Consider the following 25,781-nt stretch of genomic DNA (forward strand, 5'->3'; position numbering starts at 1 on the left):
TCCCCTACGTCAACGTGATGCAGTACATCCTGGTCCCCGCGGTGCTGTACTTCCTCGCCGTGGGCATCATGGTGCACATCTACGCGGTCAAGGAGAAGATCCCGACGGTGCCGCGGGAGGACCTGCCGAGCCTCAAGAAGACCATCATGGACCGGGGGCACCTGGCGCTGCCCCTGATTATCCTCATCTATCTGCTGGTGGCCGGTTTCAGCCCGGGCTACGCGGTGGTGCGCTGCATCGTCGGCATCGTGATCGTGAGCTGGTTCCGCAAGGCAACGCGCATGGGCCTCAAGGACATCTGGGACGCCCTGGTGCAGGGCGGCATCCAGTCCACCGTGGTGGCCGTGGCCATCATCACCTCCGGCATCATGGTGGGCATCTTCGACCTCACCGGCGTCGCCATCAAGTTCTCCGGCGTCATCGTCGACCTGGCCGGCGGGCACCTGTTGCTGGCGCTGGTCTTCGTCATGATCACCGCCATCATTCTGGGCATGGGCCTGCCGCTGTCGTCCGCCTACATCGTGCAGGTGGGCATCGCCATCCCGGCCCTGGTGGTCATGCTCAGGAACATGGGCCTCGACGCCGATGCCATCGTGCCCCAGGCCCATCTGTTCGTGATCTTCTTCTGCGCCATCTCGGCCATCACCCCGCCCACCGCGCCAACGAGCTACGCGGCGGCGGCCATCGCCCAGTCGCCGGTGGTGCCCACGTCCATCGAGGCCGTGAAGCTGGCCCTGCCCGCCTTCGTGCTCCCGTACGCGTTCGTGGCCAACTCCGCGCTTATCACCATCGGCACCGCCGTTGAGGTCACCGTAACGGTCGCCTTCGCGGTGTTGAGCATGATCGCCATGGGCATGGCCGTACAGGGCTACTGCTACAGGAACCTTGATGGCATCACCCGCCTGCTCTTCCTCGCCGCCAGCCTGGGCATGGTCACGCCGTGGCTTGCGTGGAACATCGTCGGCCTGGCGGTGGGCGCGGCCCTGCTGGGGTGGGAGTGGATGCGGGCGAAGCGGCGCGTTGCATCTGTCGAATAGCCGGCCACCGTTCGGGACGGAATACGGGCGAGTCGAATCCGGCCTCTCGGGCAAGCGCTCGAAGCCTTGTTTTTCAGCCTTGCAGAAAGGGGACCTTATCGTACCGCTCGCTCATAACACCGCACAATCGCCAGCCGAAGTCGCGACGGCCATCGTGTACTGCGAGGCAAACTTCGGTGCCATTGATGGGAAGACTGCAAACGGCCTCGTCCGTCACTCCGAGCTCTACAGAATCCTTTCGGTCATCGACAGCGAGAAGGCCGGTCTTGATACCGGCGTCGTGCTCGGAGAGCCGCCAAAGGGGATTCCCATTTGCCGCGACCTGGCCGATGCGCTGGCGCGCGCCGACACCACGCCCGACTACTTTATTTTCGGCATGGCTCCCGCGAGCGGCATGTTGTCGACTCGCGATCGGGGGGTTCTGCTGGAGGCCATCGACCTGGGGATGAACATCGTGAGCGGCCTTCACGAGTTCTTGAGCGACGACCCGGAGTTCGTTGCGGCGAGCGTCGCACGGAACGTAAGGATACTCGATGTCCGAAAGCCCCCCGCCAAGGAGCGCCTGAGAACCTTCAGCGGTCGTATCGCGGAGGTCACCAGCCTGCGCATCGCCGTTCTCGGCACCGATTGTTCTGTTGGCAAGCGAACCACCGCGACCGTCATGACCCAGGCACTCAATGACCGCGGCGTCAAGGCGGTCATGGTCGGCACCGGCCAGACCGGCCTGATCCAGGGAGCCCGCTATGGGGTCGCCCTCGACGCCGTTCCTTCACAGTTCTGCGCCGGTGAGCTCGAAGCGACGATCATCGAAGCGTTCGAAGCCGAAAAACCCGACGTGATCCTCGTCGAAGGACAAGGCGCCCTCAGTCATCCCGCCTACCCGACCTCGGCCTTGATCCTCCGCGGCGCCTGTCCCGACGGCGTCGTGCTCCAGCACGCACCCGCGCGAGCCCATCGTGCCGACTTTGAACACATGCCGATGCCGGACCCGGCCGACGAGATCCATCTCATCCAGACCTTCTCCGACACGAAGGTCATCGGCCTCACCATCAACCACGAGAACATGACCGACGCCGACGTCAGCACCGCCATCGCGCGGTACCAGGACCAGCTCGGCATCTCGGTCACCGACCCGCTGACGCGATCGCCGCGGATTCTGGTGGAGATGGTGCTTTCGGCGTTGCGGGGGCTGTGAGAAGACCGCGCTGGAGGCGCTTTTCGTAGTCCAAGCGGTTGGGGGGTTGGCCTTCAACAAGCGTAGCGCCGCCTTGCCGGGTTGGGATGTGAATGAGGGTCCCTATGATCGTCAAGATTTCATCAAAACGACAAATTGCATTGCCGGCACGGGTACTGGATGCGCTGGGTGTGGGTGCCGGCGACCAACTCGAACTGGAAGAAGGGGCCGACAGCCTTGTGCTGCGAACCAGACGGGTCGATTGTTCCCGCCTCGCAACGTTGCGCCAGAAGATTTCAAGCGGACATCCACCGTTCGACGTCCAGGCCTTTCGGCGACAAAAGTATGATCCGTCGCTAAGAGACTGATACCTACGTGTTCGTGCAGCTAACCGGCCTGTTGCATGAATGCAGACTTCCTCTTTCTTACGAACCCTCCGGCTTATCCTTTGGGATCAAGGGCTTGAATTCAATGCCGCATTTCTTCTGTATGGAGACAGTTTCAATCGCGTCCCTTTCGCCCTTGAGTCGGGCATACTCCTGCGCCTCGGGACCGTCACCGCCTTCGAGAAAAAGTAGCGTCGGCCAGAAGAGGACTAAGCCGATGCCCATCTGCGCTGCGTCAGCATCGGCCGTCGACTTCAATTGGGCATGAAGCGTGTGAACTCGACGACTGATGCGGTGCGATTCAGCGACAAGCTGATCGCAATCATAATCTTTGTATAGCAAGGGAGACACATCTTGCGCAGCAATTTTAGTTGGTTGGCTCGCACAGCCTGTTAGCGCCAGTGCACCGATGAGCGCAAGCATGCTGGCAGCAATCCGTTGTCCTTTCATGGGAGTTCTCCTGTTGATTATCGCCGATAAGGAGGATGCGGTTACTCTTGGTTGCCTCTTCGTAGAAGACCAGCGTATTGCTATCAGACATGTCAAATAAGACAAAGGCGTGACAAATAAAGAAATTGCCGAAGATTACCGGCGACTTAGGGCGAGGCCGCGTGTCCTAGTTCCAGCCTTGGTGACGACGGCCCTGAGGGCATCCCTCGCCACGCCGAAGAATGCCGCGAAGCTTGGCGTTACTCAAACAAGCGACGCCAGCCGCACCCGTGGCATCACCTCCTCCGCGATCAACTGAATGACCGACTCGATGCCGCCCTCGGGCGGGGCCAGCACCCAGGTCCCGAAGCGGCGGATGCCCATGTCGGCGATGCGACTGATCTTGGCGGCGACTTCCTCCGGGGTACCCGCCCAGGCGAAGGCGTCGACGAACTCCTCGGGGACCAGGGGGCCGGCTTCGAACATGAGTTCGTAGTCGCGCTTGGCGATCATGGCCTCCAGGTCGGCGGGGACCTCCATGCCCAACTGGGCGACGAAGTCGCGGTTGGGGTAGCTGCTCCACAACAGGAACGCGATCATCTGTTTGACGCCGGCGCGGGCCTTGTCGCGGTCCCGGTCGACGCAGGTGTCGACGCGCGAGATGATCTCGATCTCGCCGGGGTCGCGGCCGGCCTGGCGCGCACCTTGGCGTACGAAATCCCGGGCGATGCCCACGCCCTCGGGGGTGGCCATGGTGGCGATCATGGCGCCGTCGGCGACGCGGCCGGCCAGGCGGAACATGGCGGGTCCGCGGGTCGCGATGACGATGCGGATGTCGGCGCGGGCCTTGAACCCCAGAACGCCGCTCCGGACGCTGACGACCTTGCCGTCCACGGTCGCCGGCTGGCCGGCCCACATGCCGCGCATGATGGCGATGGCGTCGCCGGTGGCCGCCACCGGATGCGCCCGCTGGATGCCCATGGCGGGAAAGCCGGAGCCGCCGGCGCCGATACCCACGATGACGCGGCCCGAGGAGATCTCGTCCACGGTGGCCATGGCGGCGGCGGTGAGGGCGGGGTGGACGCTGTAGGGGTCGGTGACGGCGGCGCCGATGCCGATGCGCTCGGTGTGGGCGGCGCTCAGGGTCATGTTGGCCACCATGTCGCGGCCGAATTTCTCGTTGGAATGCCACAGGCGGTCGAAGCCCAGCGCCTCTGCACTCTTGATGATGGCGATGCGCCGCGCGAGGGGGTAGGCGGCGATGGTGCGCGAGCTGAAGCCGAGGTCGAATTGGATGTTGGACATGCTTTCCTTCCGGTGGCGTTCCCTGTCAGGCGGCGCGGAGCGCGGGCAGCACGTCGGCGGCGAAGCGTTCCTGCTGGGCGGTCTGGTCGGGGCTGCCGAAACGCACGACGATGGTCTCGGCGCCTTGCTCCACGTAGGCCTGGAGCCATTCGATGCATCGGGCAGCCGGGCCGTTGCATGGGGGTTGCACGGCCACCATGGTCTCGTAGGACACCTTGTAATAGCCTTCCATGAACGCGCGCATCTCGCGCTCGGCCTGGGCGGTGTCGTCGTTCAGGTTGACGGTGACGTAGACGGCGCGGGCGAGCCGGGCGGCGTCCTGTCCCATCTCTTGCGCCAGAGATTCGATCCGCTCCCAGTTGCGGGCGAAGCTCTCCGGGGAGTTGGGCAGCGGGAACCAGCCGTCGCCGAGCCGCAGCACCCGGCGGAGCGCGTTGTCCACGCTGCCGGCGAGCCACAGCGGGATGCCGGAGGGTTGTGCCGGATGGAGCCCCAGGCGCACGCCGTCGAGCTGGAAGTGGCGCCCGTGGAAGGTCACCTCCTCTTCGGTCCATAGGCGCCGCATGAGGGCGACGCCCTCCTCGAAGAGGCCGATGCGGTGGCGGGAATCCACGCCGCAACCGGCGAACTCGCGTTTGATGAGGTCGTTGTTGCCGGCGATGCCCAGGCCCAGGATGAGCCGGCCGTTGCACAGGAGGTCGAGGTTGGCGATCTCGTTGGCGAGTACGACGGGATGGCGCAGGGCCGGGAGCAGCACCGCGGTGCCGAGCTTCACCCGGCTGGTGCGCGAAGCCGCCGCGGCCAGTGTGGTCAACGGCTCCAGCCGCGGCCGCGCCAGGATGCTGTCGCCCACCCAGATGGAGTCGAAGCCCAGGGTTTCGGCGCTCTCCGCGAGGTCCATGATGCGGCCGCAGTCGGGGATCGCCTGCGCCATCACGATCTCGCGCGTGGGCAGCAAGTATCCTACCGTGGTCTTTGGCTGTGACATGAGACTACCTTTCCTCCCTTACCTGCCGTGGAACGGCTTCATCACCTCTTCGCCCAGCCACTGGATCTGCTCCAGCATCTCGGCGCCGGTATCCGACGGAAATTGCAACGCGCACACGTGGTCGATGCCGGCCTCTTCCAGGAACGCCACCTGCTCCAGGATGCTGGCGGGGCTGCCGATGAGGTTGTGAGTCTCGGCCAGGGCCGGGTCGCGGCCGGTGTGCGCCAGCGACACGCGGTGCTGCACCATGCCCGTCTTGCGGTACCGGTCGCGCGCCGCCTCCACGGTCTTGCCGATGCACAGGGTGAACTGGGAACAGGCTTCCACGGCCCTGGTTTCCCGGCCCGCCTCCTCGGTGAGGCGGCGCAGCAGCGCCACGCGCTCCACGATCTGCTCGAAGGGGCGCCAGCCGGGCAGCCAGCCCTGTCCGACCTTGGCCGCGCGCCGGATCATGGCCTCGTTGTGGCCGCCCACGAAGATCGGCAGCGGGTCCTGCAGCGGCTTCGGGCGCATGGCGATGTTCCGGAAGGCGATGTGCCGGCCTTCGTAGGTGGCGTCCGTGTCCCGGAACAGGCACCGCAGCGCCTCAAGGCTCTCGTCCAGCAGGTCGCCGCGCCGCTCGGCCTTGCGCCGCGGCCACTGGGCGTCGAACTCCTCGCGGTAGGCGCCGATGCCGGTGCCCAGGATCACCCGGCCGCCCGTGAACCGGTCCAGCGTGCTCACCTGCTTCGCCAGCAGCACCGGGTCCCGCAGCGGCAGCACCAGCACGGCGGTGCCCAGCCGGATGTGCGTGGTGCGCGCACCCACCGCCGCCAGAGTCACCAGCACCTCGTAGAAGTTAGGCGGCTCGGGCCACTTCTGGCGCGCGTAGGCCGCCGGGGTGATGTGGTCGTTGCCCCAGACGGCGTCGTAGCCCAGCCGTTCGGCTTCCTGGGCCATGTGAATGAACTCTTCCGGTTCCACGAACGGAACCGGGTTGACGAGGCCTTCGGTGCAGGTGGGGAGTTGGATGCTGAATTTCATGAGTGGTTGCCGGCCCTTCCTCTCCGCCCCTGGATTCCGGCTTCCCCAGGGTGTGTCAAAACGTCGTCCGGACAAGGTTTGGCGCCGCCCCCCGAGTCGTCATTCCCGCGGAACAGGTTGTGTCAAAACTCATGAGGCAACTACGTAACAGATCGTCATTCCCGCGGAAGCGGGAATCCAGGGGTGGCGAGGCGGGGAAATCCACTGTAGTGCCCCACCACCGCCCCTGGATTCCCGCTTCCGCGGGAATGACGACTCGGAGGGGCGGTGCCTCACCGGTCTTGACCCAGCCTGTCTCGTGGGAATGACGGAGGAGGCTATCTTATCCCTCCGCGCGGTAGCCGTACGCATCCTTCAAGGTCTCCAAGAATTGCGTGGTGCCGCCGTCCACTGTGGGGATCTCGGGTACGGCCGCGGCGGTGGCGGCGGTGTCCTTGAGGCCGCTGGCGGTGTTCAGCACCATCACCGTGTCGTTCCGGGCGATGCGGCCTTCTTCGCACAGCCGATGCAACGCGGCAAGGGCGGCCAGCGATGAGGGCTCGGCGTAGATGCCTTCGTCCGCGGCCAAGGCCCGTTGCAGTCCCAGCAGTTCCTCGTTCCGCGCTACGCGCGCCACGCCGCCGGAGGCGCGCAGGGCGTGCATCGCCTGGTACGTGCTCTGGTTGACGCTGATGGAGCCGGCCACGTACGGGGAAGGCGCTGCGATCTCTGGGATGGCGTCGTCGCCGGAGGCGAGGGCGGCCGAAAGACAGCCGGCCATCTCGGCGGCCACCATGCGCGGCTTCCTGGCGATCAACCCCAAAGCGGCCAGCTCCTCAAAGCCCTTCCACATGCCGAACAGCGCGTCGCCGTAGGCCACCGGCAGCACGCACCAGTCGGGCGCTTCCCACGCCAACTGCTCGCACACCTCGTACGCGAGGGTCTTGTAGCCGTCCACGCCGTAAGGGTTGCTGCCCACGGGCGGACCGAAGTAGGGCGAGGTCGGATACCAGCCCCACTCGGCCACCCCGGTCTGCAAGAGGTTCCAACGGTCGGCCTTGGTGCGGGTCGCCACCACCATGGCGCCGTAGGCCTGCATCTGGGTGACGATTGCCGAGGCCGCGCCTTGGACGGTGAGGACGATGCAGGGCAGCCCGGCGCGGGCGGCATAGGCCGCGGCCGCGGCGCCGGCGTTGCCGGTGGAACTGACCCCCACCGCCCTGGCGCCGAAGCGCCCGGCCATGGCCAGGGCGGCGAACGCCAGCCGGTCCTTGAAGGAGCCTGACGGGTTCTGGGATTCGTCCTTGAGGTAGAGCCGTTCGAGGCCGAGCCGTCGGCCGTAACGTTGGCAGTGGAGCAGCGGTGTCCCGCCCTCGCCCAGGGTGGCCGCGTCCTGGACGTCCGGGGGGAGCAGCTCGCGGTAGCGCCGCATGTCCGAAGGCCGGTCCCGCAACGACTCGGCGGACAGCGTCCGCGCGGCCGCGTCGAGGTCGTATCGCGGCGTCAGGTTGGCGGGCGCCTGGGCCCGGCATTCCGGACATCCGTCGAAACGGGGCTCGATGCCGAAGGATGCGTTACAACGGATACAGGCGAGGCCGGTGAGGTGGCTCATGTCAAAACTTCAGGAAACGGCACGACTATCCTATGCTGTCATTCGAGAGGAAGCCGGAAGCGCGGGTTCGCAAGACGCGCCATTTGGCCCCGCTTCACCTCCGAATTCCCGCTTCCCAGGCTGTGTCATAACGGCGCCCGGACAAGAATTGGCGCCAACCCCCGGTTTTGTCATTCCCGCGGAAGCGGGAATCCATGGGTGGGGAGGGGGCAAACGGGCGTATTCCCCGCCTCACCCCGCCTGGATTCCCGCTTCCGCGGGAATGACTATTCGAGAGGGTGCGGGAAGGGCCATTCGAGAGGGTGCGGGAATGACGACTCGGGGAGTGGGTGCCCATACTCATCCAACCAAACTCTCGACCCAGCCACTTCCGCGGCAATGACGTATTCGTAACGTCCCCGCCTTGAGAGTCTTGACACAGTCTGAGAAGCGGAAAACCCGTGGTGGGGCACACGGTCACGAACGCGGCTCCAGCACCTGGAGGTGGCGCGGCACGGAGGTGAGGCGCCGGTAGCCGTCCTCGGTGACCACGATCATGTCCTCCACCTGGACGCTGCCCCAGCCCATTTCGTAGTACGGGGTCTCGATGCACAGCACCATGTCGGCCTCCAGCGGGGTGTCGTCGCTCGGGGCGATGGTGGGCCGGTCGTAGCCGCCCAGGCCCAGGCCGATGCCGTGCCCCACGTGCTGGCGGGCGTAGTGCGGGATGCCGGTTTCGCGCACCTCGGCCACGGTGTCGTGGAAGATCTCGGAGGCCACCTTGCCCGGCTTGACAAGGCTCAGGGCCAGATCTTGGCCTTTGAGTACAGCATTGTAATATCTGGAGAATTTGTCGTCCGGCGGACCGAATGAAAAGGTCCGCGACATGTCGGTGAGGTAGCCTTTGTAGAGGCATCCGACGTCGAAACGGATCATGTCGCCGACCTTGAGGGTGTCGTCGGGCATGTTGGTCATGCCCAGGGCGGCGCTGCGGCCGAAACCCACGTGGTTCATGTTGGGTTCGGCGCCGCGCCGTACCTGGCCCAGGTCGAAGGCCAGGCACATCTCCGCCTCGGTCATGCCCTCGCGGGCCTCGTGGGCGGCCTCGTAGATGGACTGCTCCGTGACCCTGACCGCCTCGGTCATGCGCTCGATCTCGGCCGGGCTCTTGACCATGCGGATCTCGCGGAACACGGCCATGGCGGGCACCAGCTCCAGGTGCGGGAACCGTTCCCGAAGGCGCTCTGCCAGCGCCGGATCCAGGCCTCGCTCGTCGTAGCCGAGCCGACTGCGGTCGAGCGCCGCGTTCTCCAGCGTGCGCACGAGGCCCTCGAAGAAGTTGGTCACCGGCTCCGGGTCGATGCCGAGTTCGCGGATGCGCTGCTCACGCGGCGTGAGCGGCCCGTTGTCCTCCATGACCCGGTGGAAGGTGCCGTAGGTCACCCCCCCCGCCGGCGGCACCGTGTCCACCATGTAGTCCACCTCGGACCGGGGAATCACCAGCCAGGGCGCGGTCACCGCGTCGCGGGTGACCACGGCGGCGATATCCTGCCGGCGCCACACCCCGCTCAGGTAGAAGACGTTGGGAATATTGGTGGCGGCCAGCAGGCCGTCGAGGTCGTGTGCGGCCAGCAGCCGCTTGGCGCGCGGTTCGTTGATCCACATGAGAAAACTCCTGGCGAGGGAAATCGGCGTTGTCGCGAAGGCGTTGAGAACGCAGTGAATATAGGGAAGCCCCAGCGGCGGTGTCAAACAAGCGCCCGCGTCCGTTCTTGCGGTTCATCCCGGCGGAAGCCGGCGGCGGACACCACACTAGCCCGGCCCCGGCCCTCCCATGTCACGGAAACCCCGGGCAATATCCAGCACGTGATCGACGTCCTGGTCGTTGTTGTACATATGGGTGGCGAAACGCAGAACCCCGCGCCGGACCGAGTGGACGACTCCGGACCGCGTCAGAGCCTCGGACAGCCGGTTCAGGTGGGTGCTCTCGGTCTTGCGGGCGCCATGCTCGGTGCGGTTTCCCACCGTCACGATATGGCTGCGGGATGCTTCGTCGGGCGGCTGTTGAACCGGATAGCCGAGGTCACCGAATCCGTCGGACAGGCGTTTGGACAGCGCCACCGCGTGCTCCTCGATCGCGGCGCCGCCAACCTCGAGCAACTGTTGCATGGAAGCATCGACGGTGATGATGCCGGGCCAGTTCATGTTGCCCACCTCGAACCTGCGGGCACTGGGGTAGAGCGAGTAGTCGAGGGGACCCATCTCGGATTCGTGGATGCCGCCCGCATCGATGCCGAACCGGCTGAGATAGGCGGGCGTGAGGCGCTCTATCCAGGCCCGATCACAGTAGAGGAAACCCTGCCCGTAGAGTCCCAGCAGGCCCTTGCTGGTGGATGTGGCGAGGCCGTCGATGTGGCAATCATGGACGTCCACGTCGATGATGCCCGAGGACTGCGCCGCGTCCACCAGGAAGAACGTGCCGTTGGACCGACAGGTCTCTCCCAGCCGTTTGAGGTCGGCCCTGAACCCGGTGCAAAAGCTTACGGACGACACCGTCAGGAGCCGGGTGCGCGTGTCCAGCCGCTCGATCAGGCCGTCCACGTCCAGGGCGTTGTCCCGCAACGGCACCATCCGAACGTCCACGTCGCGGCGCTTCAGGTTGAGCCAGGTGTACACGTTGTTGGGATGCTCGAAGTCCGGGCAAAAGACCATGTTGTCGCCGGAGCCCCATGGAAGCGCGCCCGCGATGGTGTTCAGGCCGTCGGAGACGTTCTTGGTGAAGGCGATCTCGTCGGGCTCGGCATGGTAGATCCGGGCGAAGCCGGACCGCGCCCGGCCTCCCAGCGCGATCCAGTCCTCCTTGACCGCGGTCCCGTGCATGTGGCCGTCGGCGAGGTCGCCAAGCGCCTGACGGGCGGTCCGTGACAGCAGGCCGCGCGCCGCGACGTTCAGGTAGATGGAGTCATCGAGCGCCGGGAAATCGGAACGGATGTCAGCGATACTGGACATGTGCCACCTCCGGGACGGGAAAGGCTTCACCATCGGGTGATGTAACCGAGCTCCTTGTCGCGCTCGATGAGCTTCCCGGAGCGCTTTGACGGCGGTCCCAGCCCGCCGCCGCCCGGCGTGCGCATCAGCACCGTCCCGCCCTTGCCGAGAAAGTGGTCGTTGCGGTGGTCGACGTTCTTGCCGTCGATCCGGACCAGCCCCTTGCCGCCGTCCTTGCCGCCGAGCAGGCCCGGCGCGGGAAAGGCGACCCGTTCCGCGATGAAGCCCAGGGTCACCGGCGTTTCGGATTCGACCTCGAACAGGGTCTCGATGCCCAGGCCGCCTCGATGTTTCCCCTTGCCCCCGCTGTCCGGCACCAGCGCCTTGTGGTGAACGAACAGCGGGCTCATGGCCTCGGTCATCTCCACGGGCACGTTGGAGACGTTGCTCGGCCAGGAGTAGCAGGGTTCGCCGTCCTTGGCCGCGGTGGCGCCCATGCCGCCGTTGAAGAACAGCACGTTGGTGTACGCTTTGCCGTTGGGCCGGCGGCCGCTTTGCACACAGCTCCATAGCGGCGACCCCGGAGCGGCCATGACCCGTTCCGGCACGATCTTGGCCAAGGCCGCGTAGATCAGCGGAGGCACGTATTGCCCCACGGCGGTCCGGCAGCCCACGGCGGACGGATAGGACGGGTTGAGGATGCAGCCTTCGGGAGCGTGCACCTCGATGCAGCGGAGTGGTCCTTCGCAGTTGGGAAGCTCCGGCAGCAACAGGCACTTCAAGGCGTAGGCCGTCATGGCGAAGGTATAGGTCATGGGGCAGTTGATGGCCCGCGGGACCGCGGCGGAGGTGTTCTCGTAGTCCAGGAGCATGCGGCCGCCCCTGATGGTGATGCGAGTCTCGAAGTGAAGCGGGTCCTCGAAGCCGTCGGTCTCGAACCCGGAGCGGTAGACGCCGTCCGGCAGCGCGCGGATCGCCTTCCGCATGGCCGTCTCCCCGCGCTTGTTGATCTCGTGGGAGACGCCGTCGAGGTCCTTGAGACGGTAGTCGTCCAGGATCTCGCCGACCCGCTGTTCCGCTCGCTTCAGGGCGTTGAGGGCGGCCCAGATGTCACCCTCGGTTTCATCCGGCATGCGTGAAGCGAAGAGGAACAGCTTGAAGAACGTGTGGTCTGGCTCTCCCGCCCGGAAGACCTTCATCGGCGGGATCATGAAACCCTCTTCGAACACTTCCCGGGATTCCTGGGACCGCGCTCGTCCGCCGATGTCGGGCGCGTGGGCGCAGCTTCCGGCGTACGCGAACACCTTGCCGTCGCGGAACAGGGGCTTGACGAGCGTGATGTCGTTGAGGTGTCCGGATGCGATCCAGGGGTAGTTGGTGGCGAGGACATCGCCTTCCTGCAACTCCTCGTCGAACTCGTGGACGAAGTGCTTCACGGTCACGGGAAGCGTGCCGATGAACGCGGGGATGCTGTCCGTGTTCTGGACGATGAGGTCGCCCTTAGAGTCCGTGATGACCACGGCGTAGTCGTTGGACTCGTTCACCAGCGTGGAGAAGGAGGTGCGCTTGAGGGTCTCCGCGGCCTCGTCGGTGGCCGAGACGAGCCGCGTCCAGGCCAGTTCCAGCGTGATGGAATCGAACGCCTCCCGGCCGTTCCCGCGGGCGCTGCCCGCGCCGGCGGTCCGGACCTTTCCGGTTGCCCTGCTTTTGGTTCCGTTCCGCATTGTAGGTGCCCCCTCCAGCGGCCTCATGGAATGTCGACCAGGACGTGTCCGGTCTTGCGCACGGTGAACCGTCCCCCCGGACCCACCACGATGGTGGACATGGGCTCCTCGATCACGGCCGGGCCGTCGAATGACTGGCCCGCCCGCAAGAGGAGTCTGTCATAGACGGGCGTGTTGCGGAACTTCCCGTACTCGGGGAAGAAGACCTTCCGCCGGCCCTTCAGGGCCGTGGCCCGCGCTGCCGGCGCCCCGTTCGGTCCGGAGACCGGGAAGTCCTCGGCGTCGGCGGTTACCGATACGCGGATGTTGATGATTTCCACCTGGGTGTTGCGCGGGCTCCGGGAATACTTCTCGACGTAGCGCCGTTCGAAGGCCCTCATGATGGCCGGACGGCTTGTCCGGGTGTAGGGTCCGTCCGGGAGACCGACCACGATCTCGAACGCCTGGCCCACGAAGCGGATGTCCGCCAGCCGCTGAACCCGGGAGCTCCGGGCGTCCGCTCCGGTGGTGGCGAGCAGCGCCCCGGCCTTGTTCTCCAACTCCACGAAAGCCTCCTCCAGTCCCCGCCAGTCGAGGGTTTCGAGGGGGACGACGACGGATTTCATTTCGTCCACGCGCGCCGGCGCGCGCAACAGACCGATGGCCGAGGCGACGCCCGCGCCCGACGGACACAGCACCTGCCGGACCCCCAGCTTCTTGCCCACGTAGTACCCATGCAGCGGGCCGCCGCCGCCGGTGGCGACGAGCACGAAGTGGGAGGGGTCCCGGCCGTGCTCCGCTATGTGCACCCGGGCCGCGCCGGCCATGTTCTCGTTGACCACGTCGACGATGCCCCAGGCCACGCGCTCGGCCGGCAGTGAGCTTTCCCGGGCGAGCCTGGCGATGGCCTTCCCGGCCTTGCCCGGCTCGATGGTGATGCTGCCGCCGGCAAAGCCGTCGGGATTCAGATATCCCAGCACGAAGTTGGCGTCGGTCACCGTCGGGTCCTTCCCGCCGAGGCCGTAGGCGGCCGGTCCCGGATCGGCCCCGGCGCTTTGCGGTCCCACCTTCATGAGGCCCAGGTGATCCCGATGCGCGATGGAACCGCCGCCCGCGCCGATCTCGATGAGCTCCACCGTGGAGATGCGGATGGGCATGCCGCTGCCCTTGAGGAACCGCTTCTGCCGCGCCGCCTCGAACAGATAGGTGATGGACGGCTCTCCATCCTCCACCACGCACAGCTTGGCCGTCGTGCCCCCCATGTCGAAGGCCATGAGGTCCCGAAAGCTGTCTTCCGCGCCGAACTGCGCCGCGGCGATCACGCCGGCCGCGGGCCCCGACTCCAACACCTTGATGGGGGCCAACTTGACGTCGGCGAGGCTGGTGAGGCCGCCGCTTGGGAGCATCATCAGGATCGGGGCCGTCACCCCGCGTTTCGCCAACTCGGTCTCCAGCCTGTGGAAATAGCGGTTGGCCAACGGTTTGACGAAGGCGTTGGCGACGGTGGTGGAGGCCCTCTCGTTCTCCCGGATGACCGGCGCGATCTCGTACGAGCAACTGATGCTCATGTCGGGGAACCGCTTTCGGATGGCGTCCGCGGCCATGCGCTCGTGCGCCGGATTGGCGTACGAATGGAGGAAGACGATGGCGATGGACGAGACTCCCTGGTCCGCCAACAACCGGGTCTCGGCCAGAAGCCTGTCGAGGTCCAGGGGAACCCGGACACGACCATGCTTGTCCATTCGCTCGGCAACATCGCGCCGCAGGTTGCGCGGCACCAGCGGTTCGGGCCGCCGGATCTCGAGATCGTACAGCTCGAAGCGCCGCTCCCTCCCGATCTCGATCACGTCCCGGAACCCGGCGGTGGTGAGCAACCCGGTGACCGCTCCCTTGTGCTCCACCAGGGCGTTGGTGAAGAGCGTCGTTGCGTGGACGACGCGGTCGATGCGGCTGCCCGGTAGCCCGTGTCCGTCCAGGAGGGTCTCCACGCCGGCCAGCACGCCTCTGGCCGGATCGTCGTGTGTCGTCAACTCCTTGTGGGAGAAGAGTCCCTCACGGTCCGCGTCGTAGACGACAAGGTCGGAGAACGTTCCGCCGATGTCGATGCCCAGACTCAGCCGGCTCATGCGGGATCTCCTCCTTGGCGCGGCAACCGGCTCGTGTCAGTGGAGGAGGCGCCGGCCTCCGCGGGGCGGGAGCGGTGGCGCCGGTACTGGTAGGTCAGGAGCAGGACGAGCAGGACCGCGCCCGCGGCGTCGGAGGCGACTTCGGGGGCCATCAGCAGGATCCCGGTGCCGATGGCGCACAAGCGCACGGGAACACTCAGCGGAGCGAGCATCCAGCCGATGCTGCCCATGCCGAAGGCGAAGATTCCCATCGCCGCCGTGGCGGTCGTGTAGACGATGCGCGTCAGCTCGAACTGGAACAGCAGCTCCGGGCCGTAGACGAACAGGAACGGCAGTATGAAGATCGGCAGGCCCACCTTGAGCGCCTGCACGCAGGTTTCCCAGGGTTCGGAATCGGCGATGGCCGCGGCGGCATAGACCGCGATGGCTACCGGCGGCGTCAGATTGGCCCACGACGCGGAGTAGATGATGAACAAGTGCGATGACAGGAGCGCCAGGGTCACGGCGGCGCCGGTATCGAGACCGTACGCCGCCGTGTAGATGGGCACCAGCATTTCCTCCAGGGCCGGGGCCAGAAGTGCCGCCAGCACCACGTAGGCTCCCGCGATGGGCATGCCCATCCCCATGATCACCGCGGCGATCATGGTGAAGAGCAGCGTCAGCAAGAGCGAGCCCTGACCCGCCCAGAGGACGACCGCGCTCAGCCGCTCGCCGAGTCCGGTGAGCGTGACCATGCCGATGATCAGGCCGCCCACCGCGGTGGCCACGGCGACGGGGATCATCATCCGCGGCGCCTCGATCCAGGCGTTCCATATGATCCGGACGAACCGACCGCGCACCCCGCCGTCGATGGCCAGCATGACGGCCGCGGCGGTAAGGAGCGCGCCGGTCAGTGCCGGGATGGTTCTGAACTCCCAGTAGAGCAACCAACCAGCGAACGCCACGGGAACGAGCGCGAGCACCCATGTCCGCCGTCCCTCCGCATCGAAGATCACCACGAGGCAGATCAGGTAGACGATGGACCAGAAGGCCGCGGTCTGGGGCGGGTAACCCTGGAACAGGTAGTAGAGCATCGCGACGATGGAAAGCAGCAGGTAGCCGCGTTCCTTGACCACCTGCCAGACCTTCGGAAAGTCCTGGTCCACCCCCGGACGCAGGCCCAGGCGGCGCGCTTCGAGGTCGACGGTGATGAAACATGCCAGGAAATACAGCCCGGCGGGCACGGCCGCGATGGTGATGATGGTCGTGTAGGGCACGCCGATCAGCTCCACCATGATGAAGGCCGCCGCCCCCATGACGGGGGGCGTGATCTGGCCGCCGCACGACGCGCAGGCCTCGACGCCCGCCGCGAAGCTCTTCCTGTATCCCGCGGCACGCATGGCCGCGATGGTCAGGGTGCCGGTGGTCACGACGTTGGCGGCGGCGCTCCCGGAAAGGGTCCCCATGAAGGCGCTGCCCACCACCGCGGTCTTGGCGGCTCCGCCCACCTGACGTCCCGTCAGCGCGTTCGCCAGGTCGGTGAAGAAACGCCCCGCTCCCGACGAGAGCAACGTGGCTCCGAAGAGCACGAACAGGAACACGTTGCCGGCGGAGACGGCGAGGGGTGTGGTCCAGATGCCGTCCACGGTCAGGTAGGCGTGCTCGACGACCCTGGCGAACTCGTAGCCGTTGTGCCAGAAGGGCGGCGCCAGATACGGTCCCAGTTGGGTGTAGAGAACGAAGACCGCGGCCACGGCGGCCAGCAGCCAGCCCACGGCCCGCCAGGCCGCGTCCAGCAGGACCAGGATCAGGGCCCCGCCGAACAGGAACTCCGCCGGAGTCACCGGCGTGACGTAGACCATGCGCTGCCCGACGTATTCGGAGTTCGCCACGAGGTAGGCGGCCGCGCCGATGCCTATCGCGGCCGCGCCCATGGACAACAGGCTCCCGGGGCCGGTCCAGCCGCGCGGGTTTTTCAGGATGCGGCCGACGTAGAGGATGACCAAAATGAAGGCAAGGTGGGTGGGACGATGGATCTCCGCGATCGGTTCGCCCACCCAGCCCACTGTGAACTGGTACGTCGACATGACGAACGCGATCAGCGGAATGAGGTGGCTCTTCCACTGACCGTCGTCGAGGTACCGCATCATGGCTGGCATCAAACGGCCCGCTCGATGTGGGTGGGGACGCGCCAATGCCCGGCGCGTCCCCACCGGCAGGTTCCTACTTCAGGGCGCCGGCCTCGGTGTAGTAGCGTTTGGCGCCGGCGTGGAGCGGCAAGGCGGGCGGGTTCGCCATGATGTTCAGGTCGAGGCGGCGCACGGCCTTGTGGCTCTTGCGCAGCGTGGGCAGGTTCTCGACGAGCGTCTTGGTCAGCCAGTAGGCATGCTCTTCCGGCATGTCGTCCCGCACGATGAGCAGCGCACGGGTGGCGACGGTACGAATGGGTTTGGTCTGGCCCTCGTAGGTGTTTGCCGGAATGCTGAGCCGGAAGAGACCCGGGTTCTTTCCGTTGACGTACTTGAAGGTCTCCTCGTCGATATCGAGGAAATTGGACGGGACGCTGCGAAAGGCGTTGGCGAAGTTGCCCGCGGGGAATACCGCGGTCGCCGTGAAGCCGGTGGCCTTGCGGTTCTTGACCGTGTCCGCTCCGAACCGCTGTCCGCCGCGCATCAATTGAAGGTCGCTTTCCTTGAGTCCCTGGGACTCAAGGATCAGTTGAAACGCATACTGGCTGACGTTGCCAACCGGTTGGCTGACGAACCGGCGGCCCTTCAGGTCCTTGAGCGATTTCACCCCGGACTCGTTGGTCACCAGGATGTGCGTCGCGTTGGTCATGACCGCGGCGATCGACCGAACGTTGTCGATCTTCCGCGGGAACGGCTTCTGGCCTTGCTGCGCAAGCGGAATGACCGCGGCCGCGGTAAAGCCCAACTGGGTGCGGCCGTCGGACACGGTCACGACGTTGGAAAGAGCCCCGCCCAGCTCGACGTTGGACTTCACGCCTTGCTGGTTCATGATTTGGGAAAACGATGCGCCGATGATACCCCACGGCGCGCCGGGGTTGGCGGCACTGATGGAGACCTTCGCCGGCTTGCTCTGGGCCAAGGCCTGAGCGCCGGTCATGGCGATGAGCAAGGCCGCGATGGCGACCAGCGACCTCACGACGTGCGACTTGATCCGATGGGACATGAACATGGCCGTACCTCCAATGGCAAGACTGACTTCATCCCTGACCGCGGGAGTGTCCGCTGGGCTCATGATCCGGCGGCCTCGGCGGACTTGTCAAATCGAAGTTTATGCATAGGCCATAACCGTATATTATGGGTTGTGCTTCACACTCTCGTGATTGGATGACTCGTGAACCTGCGGCAAATCGAAGCCTTCCGAACGGTGATGATCGCTGGCAGCGTCACCGGCGCCGCGGAGGCGCTGGCCATCTCCCAACCCGCGGTCAGCCGGCTTATCGCCGACCTGGAGTATTCTCTGGGATTCGACCTGTTCGACCGGCGGCGCGGCCATGCGCTGCAACCCACCGAGGAGGCCGAGGCCCTGTACCGGGAAGTCGACAAGGCCTTTGTCAGCCTCGATCACCTGATGAAGGCCGGCCGGGACATCCAGTCCCTGCGTCGTGGATACCTTCGCGTGGTGGGGCCGCCCTTCGTCTCGAACGGTCTGCTGACGGAGGCCGCCGCAACGTTTCTGGATTCGTTCCCGGACGTCTCGGTGTCCATCGAGGCTCGCCCCCACAACGAGGTGGTCGAAATGATCGCCCTGCGCCAGCAGGACGTGGGCGTCGCGGTCCTGCCGGTGAAGCACCCGGCCATCGATGTCCAGCGACTCGCCGACTACAGGGCCGTATGCGTGGTGGCGGAGGGCAGCCCTCTTGCCGGACAGAGGAGCATTCGACTGGAGTCGCTGGAGAGCGAGGACCTGATTTCGGCCACGGCGGGAACCCAGATCCATCTGATGACGGAGCACGCCTTCAGGCAATGCGGCATCAGCCCACGAATCCGGGTCGACGCGAGGACCCAGGAGGCCGCCTGCTACATGGTTGCCCAGGGAAAGGGCGTTGCGATACTGTCCGAGCCTCTTCCCGCCCATATCCGCGACTACCGCGGCACCGTCATCAAGCCGATCTCTCCGGCCCTGCCGGTGAGCCTGGGTATCCTGACCTCGAACCTCCGGGCTCCGTCCAGAAGGGTGAGGGAGTTCGTGAATGCCGTGAAGGCCATCGGCGCGGGTAGCCCGCGCCCACCAGGCCGGAGTCAACGGTCCGCCGCCCCCGGCTTCGGAGGGTCCGCTTCGTAGATGAACGGGACCGTTTCGAGGTCCTCGGTGCCTCCGTCCCGAGTGAATCGCCAGATGCGGATGTGTCCGCGCCGCAGGTCGCCGTGCCGGTCCCAGTCCAGAGTCACCGCGGCGCCCTGGTAATCGATCTCGCCGCCCGCGGCCAGAATGCGCAGCGCGGCGGCGACCCCTTCAGGACCGGCGTTCGCCGAAAGACCGGGCGCGCTGCCGACGGCCCGCAGCCGGTCACGAATGGCCTCGCCGCGGGTGCTCCCCGCGGCCTGGGCCGCCAGGGCCAAGGCGATGGTGGCGTCGTAGGTCTGCGGGACATAGGTAAACGCTGGCGGGCCGCCATACTCGGCCACATAGGCCGCCCGCCAGGCTGCCGAGACAGGGCTGTCCGGGACCGCGGCGCCGGCCGTCCCATACATACCGTGCAACCGTTCGGCGCCTACCTCCCGGGCCACGTTCGGGCTTTTCGACGCGTCGCCGAAGGTGAAATGGCGGTACAGCCCGAGCTCGACGGCGTCGCGCAGCAGGGCGATGGTCTCTTGTTCGTCCGCGACCACCACCAGGGCTTGGGCGCCCGCGGCGGTGCTCCGCCGCAGTTCCGCGCTGAAGCCGGTTTGCCGCGGCTCGAAAGCAACGGCCGTCACGGTGCCGTCCCATGCGGCGGTGAAAGTTCCGGCCAGTCCCTGTCCCCAGGCATCGTCCCGGTAGAGCAGGCCGACGTTGCGGAAGCCTCTCTCGCGGGTGACGCGGGCGAGGACCGGACCCTGGGCGATATCGGAGAGGGCGGTGCGGAACAGGTAGTCGCTGTCGGTGGCCGTCGTGAGCTTTGGCGAGGTGGCCGACGGGCTGATGGTGGGAACGCCGGCGGGGCCGGTGACCTGCTCCGCCACCGCCAGGGCCATGGCGCTTGAACTCGGGCCGACGATGGCGTGGACCCCAGCGGTGTGTACGAGGCGCCGCGCCGCCGCCACGGCACCCGACGGACTACGGGTGGAGTCGGCCACCGTCGGTCGCACCGGCTGGCCGAGCACGCCCCCGGCCGCGTTGATGTGCTTGATGGCCAGTTCGAAAGCCCGCCGCCTCTCGACGGCGCGCCCCGGGGCGTTTCGGCTGAAGTTCATCATCAGCCCAAGCTTCAACGGCTCCGCCACGGCATTCGGCGCGAGGCTGCCGGCAAAGGACACCACCAGCAGCACGGTCGCCGTCAACAGCCGGGCCAGACGACTCTGTGGGACACGCGTTCTTCGTTTGGAGAGCAGCGATGTCATGACGGCAATGAGTAAAGGGGCGACGAATCCGTGTCAAATACTAAGTTGCTACTAATTAACTTACGATTAGTATTTCGGGCTTGGGGCTCCGGATGGCCCGGGTGCATGTGGGTGCGCGTGCGCGTGCCGGCGGCTTGCTTGAGCTCAGGACGATGCTTGTAGTCTCTTCGCCAAGTCGTTGGGGGCCGTGAAGCTGAAGAACCGCCCCGTCTTGGTCTGGTCAAGCAGTTCCCGAGAGGCAAGATCGAGGAGGTCGGACCTGGCGGTCTGGTACGTCACGCCATGAGTCTTCTTGTGGCCCGCAATTGTGTAACGAACCCCGGGGTGTCGCAGGGCATGTCCGAGGAGTGCGAGTTGTCGATGGTTTATCGAAACGGAAGAGCGGAGGATCTGCTCAATGGTCCGGACTTCCTGAGCCTTCTTGTCCAGGTAGGCGTACAGGATATCAATCGCGCGCCGGATGACCTGGAGTTGTGCCAGAATGAAATAGGTCAGGTCATTCTCATCGGTCTCGGTGTAGAGGAACGACCGGGCGTACTGAGCAGGGGCTTTCCGAATGATCCCCGAAATCGAGAGAAACTCGAACATCCAGAAATCCTGTGAAAGCGCCGACCAGTAAAACAACGCCCTCGCGGCCCTGCCGTTGCCGTCGACAAAGGGATGGTCGTAGGCCAGCCAGAAATGCAGGACGATGGCCTTGAGTATCGGGTGCAGGAAGGCGTCGGGTTGTGTCTTGTTCGCGAAATCGCACATGGCGGCCATGCGGCGGTTGATATCCCTCGCGGGCGGCGGCGTGTGGAGCAAGGTCCCGTCGGCGTCGTGGTAGACCGCAATGTTGTCTCCCGGTCTCCTCATGTAGTCGGGTCCGGCAACGGTGTCCAAAGTGCCTTCAACGAGCGTCCTGTGAATATGGAAGATGACCGCCGGGGTCAGCGGTTCGTCCTTGAAGTTCTTGATGAGGTGGATGGCCCGGTAGTTGTTGAGAATCATCCTCTCGCTTCGATCCACCGGACTTCGGCCGGAGCGAATCATCTGTTTCGCGGCTTCGCGGGTCGTGGACGCGCCTTCGAGTTGGCTAGAAGTGATGGCCTCCTCTATCAGGGAACTCTCGATGAATCTCTCCCTGGTTTGTGGATTGATGATCTGGTCGCTTGTCGCAATCCTGCCGCTCGTGTCGCGATCGATTGCGTGGAGTAGTTCAAGCACCGGGTCCGCGAGTGTGTAGGCAAACGGCCGTCTGTCCTTGTCTTCCAGTGGGACGGCCCGCCGTGTCTGGCGGCGTGCGAACTTGACCGCGGCCCACCACTCCTCGGAGGAGAGTCCGTCCGGAGGCCGGAGCCGTCGCAAGTGTTCCCAGTGCTGATATCGCCCTCCGGGCGCCGCTCCAACCCCTCCTTTCACAAGGATCTCGCCCATCCGCTTCACTTGGGCCGGCTCCTTGAGGTTCAACAGGATGTCCTCGCAACTGAGTGGGGTTGGGGGGATCTTCATCTGCTTGTGGTGAATGAAAAACTAATTGAGTTATAAATTAGGTTTTACGTCTTGCCTTGTCAAGGCGGTTGTCCCAGGAAGGCCGATGGTGTCCTGGGGCTGTCCCGATGGCTGTCCCGCCGATTTGGTGACGGGAGTTGTGGGCCGCGACGGTTGTTGTTTTTTCGACGCACCTCATGTAAGAGATACCCCTTGAATTTTCTTGAAATTGGGAGGAGCCCATGGCCAAGCCTGCTGAAGAGTTGCAAACCACGATGGACAACATCCCCTACTTCTACAAGTGGCAGAAGGGCGAAGGAGTCGACGTTGTCGACACGTTCTTCATCCAGGACCTGAAGGAGGTGCCGCTCAAGTGGTGGGACCGCATGGGCGGTGACGGGACCCTGTTCAACATGGAGGGAGCGGGTGATGCCACCGGCGCCTACATCGTCGAGATCGCGCCGGGCAAGAGCCTGAACCCCATGCGCCACCTCTACGAGGAGCTGATCCTGGTGGTGCAGGGCCGCGGCGCCACCACCATCTGGAACGACAACGGCGCCAAGCAGACCTTCGAGTGGCAGGAAGGGAGCCTCATTTCGGTGCCGTTGAACGTGCATCACCAGCACTTCAATGGCCAAGGCGACAAGCCGGCGCGGCTGTTCTCGGTCAACAACATGCCCATCGTCTTCAGCCTGTTCCACAACGAGCAATTCATCTTCAACACGCCCTACGACTTCCAGGACCGCTTCGACGGCCGTCCGGACTTCTTCTCGAGCAAGGGCACGCAGCACCCCGGCCGCATCTGGGAGACCAACTTCATCGCCGACACCCGCACCTTCAACCTGCAGGAGTGGAAGGAGCGCGGCGCGGGCGGCAAGAACGTCTTCCTGGAAATGTGCGACGGCACCATGGCCGCGCACATCTCGGAGTTCCCGGTAGGGACCTACAAGAAGGCCCACCGCCACGGGCCCGGCTTCAACGTCATCATCATCAAGGGACAGGGTTTCTCGCTGTTCTGGTGGGAAGGCGAGGAGCCCAAGCGTTATGACTGGCAGGATGGCAGCGTGTTCGTGCCGCCCGAGATGATGTTCCACCAGCACTTCAATCTCGGCCCCAGCGGCGCGCGCTACCTGCCGTTGCGTTTCGGCGGGATCAAACACAGCATGGGCGAGGGCTACGGAGACATCTCCAAGGTGGACAAGGACGTGAAGTCCGGCGGCAACCAGATCGAGTACTACGACCAGCCGGCGTACATCCGCGAGATGTTCGAGTCGGACATGACCAAGCTCGGGGCCGAGTCGCGCATGGACGGCAACGTCTACGTCAAGCCCGCCGCGTAGGATAGAGGCCTTTTGATGGAGGGAGGAGGCCTTGGGGCTTCCTCCCTTTTTTTGTCCGTAGAGGGAACACGCCGGTACGGCGACTTGCAGGGTACGGGACGCCGGCACGGTCCGATGCCATGATGGCTCCGATCATCCTGACGATACTATCCTATCTCCTGGGATCGATTTCCGCGGGTTTCCTGGTGGGATCGTCCTCGGGCGTGGACGTGCGCAGCGCCGGGAGCGGCAACATCGGCGCCACCAACGTGGCCCGGACGCTGGGCTGGAAGAAGGGCCTCGTCACGTTGCTTGCCGATGTCGCCAAGGGTTGCCTGCCCGTGCTGGCGGCGCACCTGCTGGACCTCGGCGCGGCCGCGGCCGCATCCGCCGGCCTGGCGGCTTTCGCCGGCCATCTCTATCCGGTGTTCCTGGGATTCAAGGGCGGCAAGGGCGTTGCCACGGCCGCCGGCGTCTACCTCGGCACCATGCCCCTGGGCCTCCTGGCCCTGCTGGGCGTCTTTCTCGTGGCGGTCCTGGGGAGCCGGCGGGTTTCGCTCGCCTCCATGGCCGCCGCGGTGGCGGCCCCGGTGGTCGCGTGGGGACTGTCCTCTCCCGTGGAAACGGTTTGGTTGACCCTCGTCATCGCGGTCCTGGTGGTGATGCGCCACCGGGAGAACATCCGTCGCCTGATGGCCGGAGAGGAACCGCGCTTCGAGTTGAGAAGACGGAGTTCAAGCGGATAGGCGCGTTCCGCGGGTTTGTCGAAAGGGTCGAACACGTCCACCTCGCGTGCCGCTGACTGCATCTATCCGAAGAAGGACCTCAGCAGTAGCGAAACGACGCCGGCCACGATCCCGCCGGTCATCCACTTCACCACCAGCAGTTCCCGTTCGAGCCGGGCTATGTCGGCCTTGGTTGCCAGACTCTCTTCCGACAGCGCCTGAGCTGCGGCGCGCGCCTTCTCTTCGGGGGCGCCAGCCGCCCGCAGGGCATCATACAACTCGGTAATCATCATGCTCATTGGAACACTGAGTCGAAAAAACGATACCATGTCGGGGTAAGGTGAGGGAAGCTCCGTTTATGGCTTTGACGCCAGCCACGAGGCGGAGCCGCGGTGACGCCTGAAGCGGGAGACCTTCGCGGCAGACGCCAGCTTAATTTAAGGCCAGGCTGTTGGTCGTCTCTTGACAAAGTAGACGAAATAGACGACAAATGATCTGAATCATTCCATTCGATGCTTGGGAATTTATGAAAGACGCTAGAGACCGGAATGTCCAAGAATTGGAAGGCGTACTGCACTCCGTTGCCGGAGCTCTCAGCCATGTCCACGTAGCGGTTTTGGTCGAACATCCCGACGCTGTTCGCTTGGCACTGGCCGCGGTAGCGGATGTGTTGTCTTCGGAACATCAACGCGCTTCTTCCGCCGAGGCGGAGATCGAGTGGCTGGGAGACGCGGAACCCCAGAGGGTCGATGCGCGTGAATCGGACGTGCAGATGTCTAGCCGATCACGACCGGGACGGATGGAGGAATTGCTCACTTCGGAAGAACTAGCGGCGCGAGTTGGACTCAAGACCCGCCAGTCTGTCCATGACTGGCGGAAGAAGGGGAGGATCGTCGGCTGGCAAGGGGCCAAACGGGGCTACGTTTTCCCGGCAGGCCAGTTCGATCGGAGCGGCAAGCCATTGGACGGCCTAGAACGGATCGTCAGGCACTTCAGCGACGGCTATACAGCTTGGATCTGGCTGAACACGCCGCGCCCGTCCCTTAGTGGGGCAAAACCAATCGTTCTCCTGGGCAAGGGAGAAGGCGACCGCGTCGTGGCCGCCGCCGAAGGGGATGGTCAGGGCGACTTCGCGTGATTGCGACCTACGATCCCAATCGGATTCGTGGGTGCCTTCGCGCCGCACAGTTCGGCCGTGTATACCGTCTGATTCATCGCAACCATCGCTCAAGAGCACTTGACGCTGTCCCCACACCGAGTCGCTTCAGCGATCCGGCTGGGCGTTATTCCGTCCTCTATGTGACAGAAGCTGTCCGCTGTGGGTTTTGGGAAGCCCTTGCTCGCAATCGATTCACACGGCGCAGGCGTCGCGACATCCCGCGCTCGGACGTTGAGTCCAGACTGGTCGTAATGATAGGCTCGACCGAATCTGTCCAACTAGTTGACCTGCGAGGCGATGGGCCAATTCGCATAGGCGCACCGACGGCAGTAGCTCACGACGCCAACCACGCCGCAGCCCGTTCGTTGTCCGTTGCGACCTACATGAACGTGCCGGAGGCGGACGGTTTCCTTTTCCAGTCGAGGTTCACTGGCCATGTGTGCGCGTCCGTATTCGAATTGGCATTCGGAAAGTTGAAGGTCCTAGACCTCACGCCGCTTGTCGAACATGTCGACTTCCTACAAGCACTGATCGACTACGACATAACGCTGACGACCCCTGGCTAGAAACTGCCATGGTAGACCTTCCGGCCGCTGGGGTGGACACGCACGCCGAGACCCTTGACGTCGTCGTCCCGGACGACGCGCTCGCGTTCCGTTATCTCAGGCGTTCTCCACGATGTCGAGGGTGTCGTCGAGGCCCAGCGATTCGAGCACGGGACCGAAGTACCCCGCGAATGTGCCCGCCACGGAACCGTCGACGATCAGACGGTGGTCGTCACCGCAATGGATAACGAGGGCATCCGCCAAGGGGCGTGCCAAACGGTAGAA

General features: G+C 65.1%; 21 protein-coding genes. 7 read left to right on the forward strand and 14 right to left on the reverse strand.

Annotated elements, in window-relative coordinates; all coding sequences use genetic code 11:
• The 3 genes from OXF11_17210 to OXF11_17220 form a co-directional block, all read left to right on the forward strand.
• The coding region (locus OXF11_17210) for a TRAP transporter large permease subunit (GenBank protein MCY4488837.1) at positions 1-1,037 on the forward strand (1,037 nt) is incomplete at its 5' end.
• 97 nt (positions 1,038-1,134) lie between these two features.
• Positions 1,135-2,232: a DUF1611 domain-containing protein gene (locus OXF11_17215; protein ID MCY4488838.1), complete on the forward strand. Its 1,098-nt coding sequence runs from the start codon at positions 1,135-1,137 to the stop codon at positions 2,230-2,232.
• A gap of 104 nt (positions 2,233-2,336) precedes the next feature.
• Positions 2,337-2,579, forward strand: coding sequence for an AbrB/MazE/SpoVT family DNA-binding domain-containing protein (locus OXF11_17220; GenBank protein ID MCY4488839.1), 243 nt, complete (start codon positions 2,337-2,339; stop codon positions 2,577-2,579).
• Between the two features lie 57 nt (positions 2,580-2,636).
• Here the strand turns inward: OXF11_17220 and OXF11_17225 are convergent, their stop codons facing one another.
• From OXF11_17225 to OXF11_17275, 11 genes are all read right to left on the reverse strand, one after another.
• Complete coding sequence (locus OXF11_17225) at positions 2,637-3,047, reverse strand: metal ABC transporter ATP-binding protein (GenBank protein ID MCY4488840.1); 411 nt, start codon at positions 3,045-3,047, stop codon at positions 2,637-2,639.
• Between the two features lie 243 nt (positions 3,048-3,290).
• Positions 3,291-4,331 (reverse strand): LLM class flavin-dependent oxidoreductase, encoded by a 1,041-nt coding sequence (locus tag OXF11_17230; GenBank protein MCY4488841.1) that lies wholly within the window; start codon positions 4,329-4,331, stop codon positions 3,291-3,293.
• Positions 4,332-4,356: 25 nt separating this feature from the next.
• The gene (locus tag OXF11_17235; GenBank protein MCY4488842.1) at positions 4,357-5,319 is read right to left on the reverse strand and encodes an LLM class flavin-dependent oxidoreductase; all 963 of its coding nucleotides are present in this window, start codon (positions 5,317-5,319) and stop codon (positions 4,357-4,359) included.
• Positions 5,320-5,337: 18 nt separating this feature from the next.
• The gene (locus tag OXF11_17240; protein MCY4488843.1) at positions 5,338-6,342 is read right to left on the reverse strand and encodes a TIGR03619 family F420-dependent LLM class oxidoreductase; all 1,005 of its coding nucleotides are present in this window, start codon (positions 6,340-6,342) and stop codon (positions 5,338-5,340) included.
• 322 nt (positions 6,343-6,664) lie between these two features.
• The gene (locus OXF11_17245) at positions 6,665-7,933 is read right to left on the reverse strand and encodes a pyridoxal-phosphate dependent enzyme (protein ID MCY4488844.1); all 1,269 of its coding nucleotides are present in this window, start codon (positions 7,931-7,933) and stop codon (positions 6,665-6,667) included.
• A gap of 456 nt (positions 7,934-8,389) precedes the next feature.
• Entirely contained in the window at positions 8,390-9,577 is a 1,188-nt protein-coding gene (locus tag OXF11_17250) for a Xaa-Pro peptidase family protein (GenBank protein ID MCY4488845.1), read from the reverse strand.
• 147 nt (positions 9,578-9,724) lie between these two features.
• Positions 9,725-10,921 carry an aminotransferase class V-fold PLP-dependent enzyme gene (locus OXF11_17255; protein MCY4488846.1) on the reverse strand — a complete coding sequence of 399 codons (1,197 nt, stop codon included), beginning with the start codon at positions 10,919-10,921 and terminating at the stop codon, positions 9,725-9,727.
• Between the two features lie 26 nt (positions 10,922-10,947).
• Positions 10,948-12,624, reverse strand: coding sequence for a hydantoinase B/oxoprolinase family protein (locus tag OXF11_17260; protein MCY4488847.1), 1,677 nt, complete (start codon positions 12,622-12,624; stop codon positions 10,948-10,950).
• Positions 12,625-12,647: 23 nt separating this feature from the next.
• A complete protein-coding gene (locus OXF11_17265) occupies positions 12,648-14,729 on the reverse strand; it encodes a hydantoinase/oxoprolinase family protein (protein ID MCY4488848.1) in 2,082 nt (693 codons plus the stop codon).
• Positions 14,726-16,858, reverse strand: coding sequence for a TRAP transporter fused permease subunit (locus OXF11_17270; protein MCY4488849.1), 2,133 nt, complete (start codon positions 16,856-16,858; stop codon positions 14,726-14,728). The genes OXF11_17265 and OXF11_17270 overlap by 4 nt, the downstream gene beginning before the upstream one ends.
• 73 nt (positions 16,859-16,931) lie before the next feature.
• Entirely contained in the window at positions 16,932-17,906 is a 975-nt protein-coding gene (locus OXF11_17275; protein ID MCY4488850.1) for a TAXI family TRAP transporter solute-binding subunit, read from the reverse strand.
• 162 nt (positions 17,907-18,068) lie between these two features.
• On the opposite strand from OXF11_17275, the gene OXF11_17280 reads away from it, so the two are divergent.
• Positions 18,069-19,019, forward strand: a complete 951-nt coding sequence (locus OXF11_17280; protein ID MCY4488851.1) for a LysR substrate-binding domain-containing protein — start codon at positions 18,069-18,071, stop codon at positions 19,017-19,019.
• Here OXF11_17280 and OXF11_17285 read toward each other — a convergent pair.
• Together OXF11_17285 and OXF11_17290 are read right to left on the reverse strand one after the other, a co-directional pair.
• On the reverse strand, positions 18,977-20,218 hold the full coding sequence (locus tag OXF11_17285; GenBank protein ID MCY4488852.1) for an ABC transporter substrate-binding protein: 1,242 nt from the start codon (positions 20,216-20,218) through the stop codon (positions 18,977-18,979). The two genes, OXF11_17280 and OXF11_17285, sit on opposite strands and share 43 nt — an antisense overlap.
• Positions 20,219-20,422: 204 nt before the next feature.
• Positions 20,423-21,727 carry a Fic family protein gene (locus tag OXF11_17290; GenBank protein ID MCY4488853.1) on the reverse strand — a complete coding sequence of 435 codons (1,305 nt, stop codon included), beginning with the start codon at positions 21,725-21,727 and terminating at the stop codon, positions 20,423-20,425.
• A gap of 263 nt (positions 21,728-21,990) precedes the next feature.
• Here OXF11_17290 and OXF11_17295 point away from each other — a divergent pair, with 263 nt between their 5' ends.
• Together OXF11_17295 and plsY are read left to right on the forward strand one after the other, a co-directional pair.
• Positions 21,991-23,088 carry a cupin domain-containing protein gene (locus tag OXF11_17295; protein MCY4488854.1) on the forward strand — a complete coding sequence of 366 codons (1,098 nt, stop codon included), beginning with the start codon at positions 21,991-21,993 and terminating at the stop codon, positions 23,086-23,088.
• A 119-nt stretch (positions 23,089-23,207) separates the two neighbouring features.
• Complete coding sequence (gene plsY / locus OXF11_17300; GenBank protein ID MCY4488855.1) at positions 23,208-23,813, forward strand: glycerol-3-phosphate 1-O-acyltransferase PlsY; 606 nt, start codon at positions 23,208-23,210, stop codon at positions 23,811-23,813.
• A gap of 62 nt (positions 23,814-23,875) precedes the next feature.
• Here the strand turns inward: plsY and OXF11_17305 are convergent, their stop codons facing one another.
• On the reverse strand, positions 23,876-24,091 hold the full coding sequence (locus OXF11_17305) for an integrase (protein ID MCY4488856.1): 216 nt from the start codon (positions 24,089-24,091) through the stop codon (positions 23,876-23,878).
• Between the two features lie 260 nt (positions 24,092-24,351).
• On the opposite strand from OXF11_17305, the gene OXF11_17310 reads away from it, so the two are divergent.
• Positions 24,352-24,930 (forward strand): hypothetical protein, encoded by a 579-nt coding sequence (locus OXF11_17310; protein ID MCY4488857.1) that lies wholly within the window; start codon positions 24,352-24,354, stop codon positions 24,928-24,930.
• Positions 24,931-25,781: the final 851 nt, after the last annotated feature.

This window comes from Deltaproteobacteria bacterium (genome assembly GCA_026712905.1).
GTDB lineage: Bacteria > Desulfobacterota > Binatia > UBA9968 > JAJDTQ01 > JAJDTQ01.